This is a genomic window from Dyadobacter sp. SG02, assembly GCF_900109045.1.
Classification (GTDB): Bacteria; Bacteroidota; Bacteroidia; order Cytophagales; family Spirosomataceae; genus Dyadobacter.
Genome location: NZ_FNYL01000007.1, coordinates 285,470 through 298,567, shown reverse-complemented (window position 1 = coordinate 298,567; position 13,098 = coordinate 285,470). Strand labels below are relative to the sequence as shown.

The following is a 13,098-nucleotide window of genomic DNA, read 5'->3' as shown; positions in this document are numbered from 1 at the left end:
AATTTCCCAAACTAAATTTGGAATATAGCCATAGAACTTACCGGCATTCCGGCCGCCGCCTGCCTACTCGATCATGAATGCGTAGCTGAGGAGGTTTGCACCCATTTGCAGCGCTTTGCGGCGCATTTCTTCGGGGTCGTTGTACACACTCTGATCCTCCCAGCCGTTACCCAGATCGGTTTCATAGCTGTAATAGCAGATCAGCCTTCCCTGCCAGATCAACCCGAAACCCTGCGGTTGCTTGCCGTCGTGCTCGTGTACTTTCGGAAGTCCATCGAGAAAGTTGTATTTCATATGGTAAACCTGGTGGTCGTAGGGAAGTTCTACGAACGAAAGTTCGGGAAAAACTTTCTTCATTTCGCGTCGGATAAACTGGTCGAGGCCGTAGTTATCGTCCACATGCAAAAAACCGCCCGAGAGCAGGTAATTCCGTAAGTTTTGTGCCTCGGCATCACTGAACACGACATTCCCGTGCCCGGTCATATGCACAAACGGGTAGGAGAAAATGTCCGGGCTACCCACTTCCACCACATCCTCAACCGGGTTAATATTCATTTTAAGCTCCGCATTGCAGAACTTGATCAGGTTAGGCAGCGACGTTTTATTGGCATACCAATCGCCCCCGCCCCCATATTTGAGCTTGGCGATCTTCAACGACGACTGTCCCTGCGACGTAATGGCGGCACAGAGCAGGAGGGCGATAACGAGGAGTCGGGCGTTCATAATTTTGAATGATTGAATGATTGAATGACCGAATGAGTGAATGACCGAATTCATTCAAAATTCATTAGCAAAACCTGCGCCAGGTTAACCGCATGGCATCCTGCCACAGCGGCAGTTTCGGTCCGTAAACGTGTTGGGCCCAGCGATACCGTTTGAAAACCATTTTCCAGCGCCAGCTCTACTTCTTTCGGGCTAAAATCGCCTTCCGGGCCGATCAGCAATGTGGTGTCTGTGCCTTTCTTTATTTTATTAAAAACATGTTCCACCGTGTTTTGTTCCGGGACGTAGGCAATCAGGCGAGTGGCGTCAGCTACATTTTTAATAAACGGCTTGTACTTGTTATTTACTGTAATAACGGGCATATAATATTGTTGCGACTGCTTCATGGCGGCGGCGGCAATGCGGTTCAACCTTGTCAGGTTCACGACGCGGTTCAGAGTCTCCGGGTTGGTGTGTTCCGTCACGACGAAATCGATGCGCTCCACCCCTATTTCAGTCATTTTCTCCACCATCCATTCGTTCCGTTCGGCCTTGCGCGTGGGTGCGATGGCCATATTGACGGCGAAATTTCTGCGCTCCGTCATTTTGGATTCTATCACTTCGTACCCTACTTTTCGTCCCTGAATGTTGAGCCGGCATTTTTGCAGCAGGCCTTTGCCATTTGTGACGTAAATCATCTCGCCGGAACCCAGCCTCAAAACCTTCGAACTATGCCTTGCTTCCTCTTCGTCGAGTTCAAAAACGTGAGGGTCAGGCTGGTAAAACAAATGCATTTTTCCAATATTGTGATAATGTGAGCAACTGGTGCCGAAACCTTCAAAAATATACAAAATATCGGCAACGGCACAAAATTTACAATCCCCGCAGAATTCTATCCGCCCCTGGATTAAAAAATCGCGGTTTATAGGATATTATAGGCATTTTATAGTTTCAAAGGCATATTTTCAACCTGTTTCAGAGTTTTTAGCAAAAAATTCCCGCGAAACACCGGTTTTTAAAACACACTCATTTTATTAGAAAAGTACATTTTTTACTGACAATACTACCACGAACGCAATAATATTTTGTGGAAGGTTAATTTTTCCTAACATTTATTTTTTGTAAATACATTTTTGCATTAATATTGTGCCGTTATAATTATTCGTCACCACTTTATCTAGTACTATTATGTCAAAGTCCAAGCTGGAATATATTTGGTTGGATGGCTACAAGCCGACCCAAAGTTTACGCAGCAAAACCAAAATTGAAAACGATTTTAGTGGAAAACTGGAAGATTGCGCAATGTGGTCGTTTGATGGCTCGTCAACTGAGCAGGCTCCCGGCGGTTCTTCCGACTGTTTGCTGAAACCGGTTTACATTATTCCTGATCCACAGCGTAAAAATGGCTACCTGGTAATGTGCGAGGTATTGAACGCTGACGGAACTGCTCACGAATCGAACGGACGCGCAACTATCGAAGACGACGATAACGACTTCTGGTTCGGATTTGAGCAAGAATATTTCCTTTGGGACAACGAAACTAACAAACCGCTTGGCTTCCCGGCTAACGGCTACCCTGCTCCGCAAGGACCATACTATTGCTCGGTAGGCGCGAAAAACGCTTACGGTCGTGAGATCATCGAAGAGCACCTTGACGTTTGCCTTGACGCAGGTTTGAATGTAGAAGGTATCAATGCAGAAGTAGCAGCAGGACAGTGGGAATTCCAGATTTTCGCAAAAGGTGCGAAAGAAGCTGGTGACCAGATCTGGCTTGGCCGTTACCTCCTCGAAAGAATCGGTGAGAAATATGGTGTTTCTATCAACTGGCACTGCAAGCCCCTGGGCGACCTCGACTGGAACGGTTCAGGTATGCACGCTAACTTCTCAAACGGTGTTTTGAGAACTGCCGGAAGCAAAGCTACTTTCGACAAAATCTGCGAAGCATTCCGTCCGGTAGTGAAAGAGCACATCGAAGTTTACGGTGCTGATAACCACCTGCGTTTGACTGGAAAGCACGAAACTGCTTCTATCCACGATTTCAGCTACGGTGTTTCTGACCGCGGTGCTTCTATCCGTATCCCTGTTATGGTTCCTCAAAAAGGATGGAGCGGATACCTCGAAGACCGTCGTCCAAACTCGGCTGCTGATCCTTACAAAGTGGCAGCTCGTATCATCAAGACTGTTAAATCTGCTATCTAATTCGCAGAACAACATATTTTCCAAAACGGCCGCCCCAAAAGGTGGCCGTTTTTGTTTATCAGCGATTATACATTAAAAAAGCGCCTTCGGTTAAAAAGGCGCTTTCCCATTGCTATCGTTTTGATCAGTCTTCGTCCTCGCTGCCGGTGAAGGAGTACAATGTTGGATCTAGCTCTACATTGCCTGCGGTATAGGCTTTGATAAAGTCGCTGATCACCTTGTCGTCGATCTCCGTTTTGTTCAAACCTACTTCCAGACCAACGCCGTATTCAAACTGATCGTCGATTTCGATATGTTCGCGGACGGTGATTTCCTCCCCTTCCTCGATTTCTTCGATAAATTCCGTCAGCAGCAGTTCGGCTTCGTCTTCCTGCTCGTCGGTGGTCTTGTAGTTCGCCGGACGCTCATCCGGTGACAAATAACCCGGCATTTCCTTTTTCAGACGTTCCAGCGCCTCGTCGTACACGAGCGTGGAGTGGTGCAGGCGCAATGTGTAAACCAGCGCATCGAAAATAACCTCCTGGTTTTTGTAAGTACCTACAAACTGCACGTGCGCGTGCTCATTGTTATCGTCGTCGTCCTCGAACTCGTCTTCTACATATATAAAATTCGAATTCTCGGCCTTGCATTCGGCTTTGAGCTGCGCGATTTCTTCTGGATCAAATCCGGGATTCATATGCTATGTTGTTTGATTCAATTGCAAAACTACTCCAAAAATAGCATTTCACGGTATTTCGCCAATGGCCAATCCTCATCATCGATCAACAATTCCAGCTTGTCTACATGATAACGGATCTGATCAAAGTAGCCCTTCACCTCCGATCCATAGCATTTGGCACGCTCGAAAAGCTCTTCGATATTGTTGGCCTTTTTGCGGCTTTCGGTCATTTCATGTACCAATTTCTTGATCACCACCACGTGTGAAGAAATGTCACGGATAATTTCCTTGATCGGCTCCGCTTCTTCAAGCATTTCGAGGTCTGTCAGCGAGCGGGCTGTCTGCGCGAGTTTGAACTGGTATTTCACCACCGTCGAAACAATGTGGTTCAATGCCAGGTCACCGATTACCCGCGATTCGATCTGCAATTTCTTCACATAATTTTCCAGTTCGATCTCGTAACGTGCGTGCAGCTCGCGGGAGCTCAGCACGCCGGTTTTTTCAAAAACCGTGATGGTCTTGTCTGTTTTGTAGGCATATAATGCATCGAAAGTCTCGCGGATATTGCTCAGACCGCGATTCGCAGCTTCTTCAATCCACTCATCCGAGTAGCCGTTTCCTTCAAACAGGATATTTTTAGATTCAAGGAAATAGCGTTTCAGTATCTCCACGGTCGCCACTTTCTTCTCCTCACCTGCTGCCAGGCGCTCATCCATTTCGCGTTTGAAGTCGAGCAGTTGGTTCGCCACGATCGTATTGAGAATGATCATCGGCGAAGCGCTGTTTTGTGAACTTCCTACGGCACGGTATTCGAATTTATTTCCCGTAAAACAGAACGGCGACGTCCGGTTGCGATCGGTATTGTCGCGTTGGAGGTTGGGAATGCGGGAGATACCCAGTTTATAATAGAAGTTCTCCCCTTTTTCCAGCGTGATCTCCCCTTTGCTCACGAGCTCTTCCAACATATTGGTCAAATCCCCGCCCAGGAACACCGACACGATCGACGGCGGCGCCTCGTTCGCACCCAGGCGATGCTCGTTTCCCGCGGACGAAATGGACGCGCGCAACAGGTCGGCGTGGTCGTGAACGGCTTTCACGACATTCATCAGGAAGGTCAGGAAACGCAGGTTTTCTTTCGGTTTCGAAGTCGGTGCGAGCAGGTTAATGCCCGTATCCGTCGAAAGCGACCAGTTGTTATGCTTTCCGCTTCCGTTAATGCCCGCAAACGGCTTTTCATGGAACAGTACCTGGAAATTATGCTTGTCGCCGATCTTTTGCATTAAATCCATCAGCAATGCATTGTGGTCGATAGCGAGGTTAACCTCTTCAAACGTCGGTGCGCATTCGAACTGACCGGGCGCTACTTCGTTGTGGCGGGTACGGACCGGAATACCGAGTTTCAACGCTTCGAATTCGAAATCCACCATAAATGCATTCACACGCGGCGAAATAGAACCGAAATAGTGGTCGTCGAGCTGCTGGCCACGTGCAGGATTGTGTCCAAAAACGGTCCGGCCAGCCATTAGCAAATCGGGACGGGCGTAGTACAACGCCTTATCGACCAAAAAATACTCCTGCTCGATCCCGAGCGTGGGTGTTACTTTGGAAACATCGCGGTTGAAGAACTGGCAAACGCCCGTGGCGGCCTTGTCGAGCATCATCAGCGAGCGTAAAAGCGGCGCTTTGTAATCCAATGCCTCTCCATTGTAGGAAATGAAAACTGAAGGGATACACAATGTCTTTCCACCTGCACCATTATCCATCAGGAATGCCGGCGAGCTCGGGTCCCAGCCGGTATAGCCCCGCGCCTCGAACGTCGCGCGCAAGCCTCCGCTGGGGAACGAGGAAGCATCCGGCTCCTGCTGCACTAACGCGCTACCTTTGAATTTCTCTACCGCTTTCCCGTCCATCGTCAGGTCGAAGAACGAATCGTGCTTTTCGGCAGTGGTTCCGGTCAATGGCTGGAACCAGTGGGTATAGTGCGTCGCACCTTTGGAAATAGCCCACGATTTCATGGCAGCTGCCACTTCCTCGGCCACTTCCCGGTCGATCGTCGAGCCGGAGCGGATCGCGTTGGAGATTTTGGTATAAGCCTCTGCGGAAAGCAGGGTTTTCATCACATCATCACTGAATGTATTGCTGCCATAGAGGTCGGCTACTTTTTCTGTGGGAGGGGTCAAAACAGGCGAGACGCGGCCTTGCGCGATCTCAAAAGCTTTGGAACGAAACGTCATGTATTTATTGATTTATATTAATTCTCCCCAAAATTATTTATTTACCGATACGAACCACAATTCCTCTCTACATTTTCATAATAGCTGTCCGTCGGTTACCACAGGTTAGCGCATTTTTAAGAACTTTGCAAATTGTTCAAAGACACCAATGCGTAAAAGACTTGAATTTATTGCCTTGTACGGGCTGGCCTGGGTCGTCATCTTCCAGTTTTTCCGGCTCATTTTCCTGGCATATCATTATAAAAAAGCGCTCGAACTCCCCTCTTCGCTGTGGGTTGCGAGCGCGGGCCACGGGCTGCCGATGGATATTTCCTTTGCGTCCTATATTCTGGCGATCCCGACATTATTAATGATGTTCACCGGCCAGCGCTGGGACTGGTACCGGAAGACTTTGTCGGTTTACACGACCGTTATCGTAACCATCATCACGCTTCTGACGGTCACAGACCTCGAACTGTTCCGCGCCTGGGGTTTCCGCATCGATGCCACCTCGCTGCATTACCTGGAAACCCCCGCCGAAGCATTCGCCTCGATGGGTGCGGCGCCGGTATGGCAGCTGGTATTGTTGTTAATTGGATTGATTTTTCTCGTTAACCGTATTTTGCAGACCATTATACGGCGCATTACGGGCTCGTTCCGGCGATCCCCGCTTTGGTACACCATACCGGCATTCCTCGTCATCGCGGGTAGCCTTATCATTCCTATTCGCGGCGGCTTCCAGCTGGCGCCTATGAATGAGAGCGCGGTGTTTTTCAGCGACAAGAGCTTTGCGAACTACACGGCCGTCAACGTGCCGTGGAATTATATGCGGTCGGTGATCAGCGAGGGGTATTCCAATGAAAACCCGTTTAAATATGCCGAAGACGGCGAAGCCGGAAAGACGATCACGAATCTGTACCAGGCCAATGGGGCAACCGAGCAGGTGATCGATACGGTTGGCAAAAAGAATGTTCTGGTGATCATCTGGGAAAGTTTTACTGCCAAGGCCGTCGGGTCACTGGGTGGTTTGAAAGGCATTACCCCCCAGTTCGACCAGATTTCAAAAGAAGGGCTGCTCTTTACCAATATATATGCAAGTGGCAACCGCAGCGACAAGGGAATGGTGGCCATTTTGAGCGGTTACCCCGCCCAGCCAACCACCTCCATCATTAAAATACCCAAAAAAACTGCCTCCTTACCTTCCCTACCGACCATTTACAAAGAACGGGGCTGGCAAACCTCCTTCTATTACGGCGGTGAAACCGAGTTTGCCAATATGAAGTCCTATTTCCTCCAACAGGGCTTCGACCGCATTGTCGATATCAACGATTTCGATTCGAAGGATATGAATTCCAAATGGGGCGCACATGACCATGTGGTTTTCAAACGGCTACTGGATGATCTGGACAAGGAAAAGCAGCCGTTTTTCTCGACTATGTTCACGTTGAGCAGCCACGAGCCATTCGAAGTACCTACCAAAACGGTAATCCAGGGAAACGACCCGGAGCATTTGTTTTTGAACGCATTACATTATACTGATGAATCACTAGGCGCATTCCTACGCAAAGCCAAAACCAGACCCTGGTGGAAAAATACGCTCGTAGTCATCATCGCCGACCACGGCCATCCCATGCCGGAAACGCGGAAAGACAAGCCTTCGGAGTTCCACATTCCCATGCTCTGGCTCGGAGGGGCGCTCACGGCCGCACCCGCTCGTGTGGACATCCTCGCGTCGCAAACCGACCTCGCCGCCACGATTCTGAACCAAATGCACCTTCCTTCCGGAACTTTTGCGTGGAGTAACGACATTTTCAGAAAGGGCCGCCACGATTTTGCCTATTTCGCGTTCAATAACGGCCTCGGCTGGATGCGTCCTGACGGATTCCTCGTACGGGACAACATCGGAGGCAATATCACCGAGAAAAACGGCGCTTTACCGCCGCAAGAAGAAGCCCTCGGCAAGGCTTACCTGCAATCTTCTTTTGGGGATTATTTAAAGCGTTGATAATAAAGGTGTAATTTTGCAGGATATTTAAAAACAATGAAAAAAGTCGCTTTCTATACATTAGGGTGCAAGCTGAATTACTCGGAAAGCTCTTCGATCGGACGCATGTTCGAGGATAAGGGTTATACCAAAGTGGAGTTCAACGAAAACCCGGACATATTTATCATCAACACCTGCTCGGTCACCGAGAATGCGGACAAGAAATGCCGCAAGATCGTGCGAGAGGCCCAGAAGATCAATGCGGACGGCTATGTGGCGATCATCGGTTGCTATGCGCAGCTGAAACCGAAGGAAATCTCTGAAATACCAGGCGTAGACGCTGTTTTGGGTGCGGCGGAGAAATTCCGGCTCGTGGAACTGATCGATACATTCGAAAAAGCGCCCTCCGGCCAGCCCGCACAAGTGATAGCTTCGACGATCGACAATGCAGTCGAATACCATACCTCCTACTCGCTCAACGACCGCACGCGTACGTTCCTGAAAGTGCAGGACGGGTGCGACTATCCGTGTGCATATTGCACGATCCCGCTCGCACGCGGAAAGAGCCGGTCGGATAGTATCGACAACATCATAAAGGCAGCCCGCGACATCGCCGCGCGCGATGTGAAGGAAATCGTACTGACCGGCGTCAACATTGGTGATTTCGGCCTGCGCAACGGTGTCCGCGAAGAAACTTTCCTCGACCTGATCACAGCATTGGACGAAGTGGAAGGCATCGAGCGTTTCCGCATTTCTTCTATTGAGCCCAACCTGCTCACGGACGAGATCATCGAATTTGTAGCGCAATCCAAACGCTTTGCCCCGCATTTCCATATTCCACTACAATCGGGTTCGAACAAGGTGCTCGGCTTAATGAAGCGCCGCTACAAACGGGAGCTCTACGCCGAGCGCGTAGCCAAAATCAAATCGCTGATGCCGGATTGCTGCATTGGCGTGGACGTGATCGTGGGACACGCCGGCGAAACGAAGGAGCTTTTTGAAGAGACTTATCACTTCCTGAATGAGCTGGAAGTATCCTACTTGCACGTGTTTACGTATTCGGAGAGGGAAAATACGACCGCATTAGCCATTCGCCCGGTTGTTCCAAAAGCGGAACGGGCCGAGCGTTCCAAAATGCTGCATATTCTCTCGGACAAGAAGAAAAGGTTTTTCTACGAAAGCCAGATCGGCAAGGAAGGCAAAGTCCTTTTTGAAGATGAGGTACAAAACGGGCAAATGCTCGGCTTTACCGGCAACTACGTGCGTGTGGCCGTAAAATACGATCCGCTGCTGATTAACGAAACGAAAGAAGTGCGCTACGACCACATCAACGCCGAAGGCTTGATGGAGATCACCGAACTCCACGAAGAGATCCTGACTCACTAGTCTCCGCGCGATCGGCTTGGGCTGAAGCCCCATCTCCGGACAGTCGCCGAACCCCAGGCTTAAGCCTGGGGTTGAGGAGTACCCCAGCCAACCGCGAGGCAGTCCCAACCCTGGGTTTCAACCTGGGGGTAGCGGGAGCCAATCCATCCGGCGGCGTCATCTGACAGCGAGACCTCAAACCCAGGCCTCGGCCCGGAGGCAGTGCGAGAGTCAATCCATCTCATCTGGCTACCCCCGATAGAGACATCCCCAACCCCAGGCTTCAGCCTGGGGACAGCACGGAAGCCAATCCATCCGGTAGCACCCTCGGATAGCGAGCCTCCAACCCCAGGCTTCAGCCTCGGGACAGCGCGGAAGCCAATCCTCCGGCAGCACCCTCAGATAGCGAGCCTCCAACCCCGGGCTTCAGCCTGGGGACAGCGCGAGGGCAATCCTCCGGCAACAATCTCCCATCGCGAGAGCCACAGCCCCAGGCTTCAGCCTGGGGACAGCGCGGCAGCCTGGGGGCAGCGCGACAGCCAATCCATCCGGCTTCAGCCAAAGCACAACAGCAAAAAAGCCCGGCAAATTTGCCGGGCTTTCGTATTTATTCAGTTAGTTTAGATTAAGCCTCTACAAGGAACTCATCGTGCTGGCTCACGTCCAGACCTACTTTCTCATCTTGCTCAGATACGCGGAGTGGCAGGATCAGGTCGGTGATTTTCAGGAGCAGTAATGAACCTGCGAATGCGAATACCGATACGCCTACCAGTGCGATCACGTGGTTGATGAACAGCTTGGTTTCGCCGAATGCCAGACCTTGGTCTACTACCAGTGAGTTAACGCCGCTGGTTGCGAAAATACCGGTCATCAGCATACCTACCATACCACCTACACCATGGCAAGGGAATACATCGAGTGTGTCATCCAATGTCGAACGTGTACGCAGGTGAGCGATGTAGTTAGAAGTGATCGCAGCGATGGTACCGATGAAAAGTGATGCGGGAACTGTTACGAAACCGGCAGCAGGTGTGATCGCAACGAGACCAACTACGGCACCGATACAGAAACCGAGTGCAGAAACTTTTTTGCCTCTTGCAGCATCAAAAAGTACCCAGGCCAAACCAGCAGCACCAGCGGCGGTGTTGGTAGTAGCGAAAGCTGAAACCGCCAATGGAGAAGCTGTCAGGGCAGAACCGGCGTTGAAACCGAACCATCCGAACCAAAGCAAACCTGTTCCCAACAATACGAACGGAATGTTTGCAGGAGGAAGCACGTGGTCTTCGAGGAGCGACTTGCGACGTTTCAGGTACAAAGCACCAGCGAATGCAGCCCAACCGGCCGACATGTGAACCACAGTACCACCAGCGAAGTCAAGCACACCCATTTTGAAAAGGATTCCATCTGCATGCCAGGTCATGTGAGCCAGTGGCGAGTAGATGAAAACACAGAACAGGATAATGAAAAGAACGTAAGAGCGGAAGTTGATACGCTCAGCCATGGAACCGGTTACAAGCGCAGGAGTGATCACCGCGAACTTCAACTGGAACATCGCAAACAATGCGAAAGGAATGGTTCCCCAGATCGGACCGTCCAATACACCTTTGAACATGAAGTGCGTAGTGGGGTTACCGACGAAGCCGCCAATATCCTCACCGAATGCGAGACTGAAACCGAAAACAACCCATACCACACTGATTACGCCCATCGCGATAAAGCTCTGGAGCATCGTGGAAATGACGTTTTTGGTGTTGACCATTCCTCCGTAGAAGTATGCCAGACCGGGAGTCATAAGCAATACCAGCGCGGATGACACCAGCATCCATGCAGTATCGCCGGAGTTGATGCCTTCCGTCACAATCTGTGTCGGAACATTGGGAATGAAGGCACCGAGGATGCTGATTACCAGGAGGATAATCAGTGGGATAAAGTTACGTTTTTCCATTGTTGTAAATTATTGTTATTGTATTAGATTAAGAAGGTATTCGTGTGAAATGCGGTGTGTCTCTCTTAGAATTTGTAAATGAATGCCAATCCGAATGTAGTCTGGCTGTTTTTGGTCCAGGCGCCGTCTGAATCTTCGAACTGCTGCGCTTCGCCCGATCCGCTCAGTTTAGGATATGCATCCAGGCGGAACTCCGGTTTTACGAGAATGTGTCCGTCGGCCAGGCTGATGTTACCGGTCAATGTAACCGAATTTACTTTGGTACCTGTTTTCGCGGCTGTGAGCAAACCTCTTACACCGTTGTCGTTATTGAAATATTCGTAACGCGCACCGATTCCGAAGTTGTCGGTGATCGCTGTGTTGGCATACACCGCGAAACCACCCCATGATTCGGTATCAACCGGACCACCTGCTCCTTGGTAATCACCCTTTTGCGATCCGTACGCGGCGTTCAGACCCAAGAGGAATTTTTCAGTAACCTGGAAGCTGGTGGTAAGGTCGAATACCTGGTAGAAACCATCCGGCTGTTTGCCGAGTGAATCGGTATTGGCCTCGTTGCTTCCGATGTAGTTCAGGTACACGTTCCAGTTGTTCACCGGCTTGAAGTACAACTGGCTGATAATTCCTTTTGCACGGTTGTTATCACCCAGTCCATCCACATTGTTCACGACACCCACCATCAACGACGCTTTGTCGGAGAATGCGTAGGTCGCTTTCAAACCGGCGTGGTAGAATGGCCCGTTGTTGAACAGGTTAGAGAGCGAGTAGTTGAAGTTGGCCGGTGCGTCGATCACTTCGTACCCGATATGTGTACCGAACTGTCCCGCTGTCATCGAGAACTTGTCGGTAAACTTGTATGTAAAGTATGCTTGCTTGATTGCCAACGCCGTGTTGAACAGTGCGTTACCGTAGTTACCCAAGTTTGCGTTCGGACCGAAAGTAAGGTCAACGACCGCTTCCGACTTTGCATTAGTGTAAGCCACTTTCGCCTGGACAAGACCGAGCGAGAACTGTCCCGATTTCTGATCGAACACCCTTGCGTTGGAGGCACCCATATTGGAGCGGGATGCGGGTTTGTTGAAATTAGCCATGTAATAGGAATCCAGATAACCCGAGAAAGCGAACGCTCCTTTGGCTTCCTCCTCGTCCTTGGCCTCTGTTACCACCGCAGTATCGGCTTTTACCGCCTTCTTATCATCTTCCGCCTTTGCAAAACCCAAAAAAGGAACCATCAAAGATAATACTGTGCAATAGACTTTTTTCATAATTATATTCTGTTTAAGTTAATATTACTCTCCGGCTGTATTACTGGATCAAATATTGTACTTAAATTATATTTATCAAATAATCTAGCCATTTTTTATATCAAAAAATCCAATTTTCTGATTTTTATCATGTTTTTTATCGTTTTTGAAACACAAAAACACTAAAAATGCTTTTTTTATCAAAAATTGAATATTCTGCATATGAACAACAAAACAGAATTTTCTCCAAAGCAACCGATTGCAATTATTAAGAAATTTTATTATTATAATGCCATTTCCAGAACCGAAAGGGCACAAAAAAAGCCTGCTGTGTAGCAGGCTTCGCATTTTTAATATTCAGCAGGGTCTATTCACCGTGCATCCATGCTTTTTTGGCAAGCAAAGTTTCTTCTTCTTCCTCGTTGTCGGGATCAGGTACGCAGCAGTCTACCGGGCAAACCGCAGCACACTGGGGTTCTTCGTGGAAACCAACGCACTCGGTACATTTATCGGTAACTATATAGTAAAATTCGTCTGAAACAGGGGACTGCTTTTCTTTGCCGCTTACGATGGTGCCATCACCGAAGTCCACTTCATCTAAACTCGTTCCATCTCCCCAAGTCCATTCTACACCTCCCTCATAAATTGCAGTATTCGGGCATTCTGGCTCACACGCCCCACAATTTATGCATTCATCGGTTATCATTATAGCCATAGTCGCCGGATTGTTTATATTTGTTGCTATTCTTCTGTATTGGGTAACAAATATAACTATTTATAGTTTCCCA

10 protein-coding genes are annotated in these 13,098 nt (G+C 49.4%); 3 read left to right on the top strand and 7 right to left on the bottom strand.

The genetic code is table 11. The features are described 5' to 3' along the window. Nucleotides 1-63 precede the first annotated feature (63 nt). On the bottom strand, nt 64-723 hold the full coding sequence (locus tag BMW93_RS18565) for a DUF4159 domain-containing protein (protein ID WP_090379887.1): 660 nt from the start codon (nt 721-723) through the stop codon (nt 64-66). Nucleotides 724-773: 50 nt separating this feature from the next. Beyond that, nucleotides 774-1,496, bottom strand: coding sequence for a 16S rRNA (uracil(1498)-N(3))-methyltransferase (locus BMW93_RS18560; RefSeq protein ID WP_090379551.1), 723 nt, complete (start codon nt 1,494-1,496; stop codon nt 774-776). A gap of 394 nt (nt 1,497-1,890) precedes the next feature. Here BMW93_RS18560 and BMW93_RS18555 point away from each other — a divergent pair, with 394 nt between their 5' ends. Continuing rightward, nucleotides 1,891-2,901 (top strand): glutamine synthetase beta-grasp domain-containing protein, encoded by a 1,011-nt coding sequence (locus tag BMW93_RS18555; RefSeq protein ID WP_090379549.1) that lies wholly within the window; start codon nt 1,891-1,893, stop codon nt 2,899-2,901. Between the two features lie 124 nt (nt 2,902-3,025). On the opposite strand, the gene BMW93_RS18550 is transcribed toward BMW93_RS18555, so the two are convergent. Together BMW93_RS18550 and BMW93_RS18545 are read right to left on the bottom strand one after the other, a co-directional pair. Next, the gene (locus tag BMW93_RS18550; RefSeq protein WP_090379546.1) at nt 3,026-3,577 is read right to left on the bottom strand and encodes a hypothetical protein; all 552 of its coding nucleotides are present in this window, start codon (nt 3,575-3,577) and stop codon (nt 3,026-3,028) included. Nucleotides 3,578-3,606: 29 nt separating this feature from the next. After that, on the bottom strand, nt 3,607-5,793 hold the full coding sequence (locus tag BMW93_RS18545; protein ID WP_090379544.1) for a glutamine synthetase III: 2,187 nt from the start codon (nt 5,791-5,793) through the stop codon (nt 3,607-3,609). A gap of 148 nt (nt 5,794-5,941) precedes the next feature. On the opposite strand from BMW93_RS18545, the gene BMW93_RS18540 reads away from it, so the two are divergent. Then, nucleotides 5,942-7,777: an LTA synthase family protein gene (locus tag BMW93_RS18540; protein ID WP_090379541.1), complete on the top strand. Its 1,836-nt coding sequence runs from the start codon at nt 5,942-5,944 to the stop codon at nt 7,775-7,777. 36 nt (nt 7,778-7,813) lie between these two features. Then, nucleotides 7,814-9,142, top strand: a complete 1,329-nt coding sequence (gene mtaB / locus BMW93_RS18535) for a tRNA (N(6)-L-threonylcarbamoyladenosine(37)-C(2))-methylthiotransferase MtaB (RefSeq protein WP_090379538.1) — start codon at nt 7,814-7,816, stop codon at nt 9,140-9,142. A gap of 604 nt (nt 9,143-9,746) precedes the next feature. On the opposite strand, the gene BMW93_RS18530 is transcribed toward mtaB, so the two are convergent. The 3 genes from BMW93_RS18530 to BMW93_RS18520 all read right to left on the bottom strand — a co-directional run bounded on the left by BMW93_RS18530 (nt 9,747) and on the right by BMW93_RS18520 (nt 13,025). Continuing rightward, on the bottom strand, nt 9,747-11,066 hold the full coding sequence (locus tag BMW93_RS18530) for an ammonium transporter (RefSeq protein ID WP_090379535.1): 1,320 nt from the start codon (nt 11,064-11,066) through the stop codon (nt 9,747-9,749). A 65-nt stretch (nt 11,067-11,131) separates the two neighbouring features. Beyond that, nucleotides 11,132-12,331, bottom strand: coding sequence for a porin (locus BMW93_RS18525; RefSeq protein ID WP_090379532.1), 1,200 nt, complete (start codon nt 12,329-12,331; stop codon nt 11,132-11,134). Between the two features lie 346 nt (nt 12,332-12,677). Further along, nucleotides 12,678-13,025, bottom strand: a complete 348-nt coding sequence (locus BMW93_RS18520) for a 4Fe-4S binding protein (RefSeq protein WP_083769031.1) — start codon at nt 13,023-13,025, stop codon at nt 12,678-12,680. Nucleotides 13,026-13,098 lie beyond the last annotated feature (73 nt).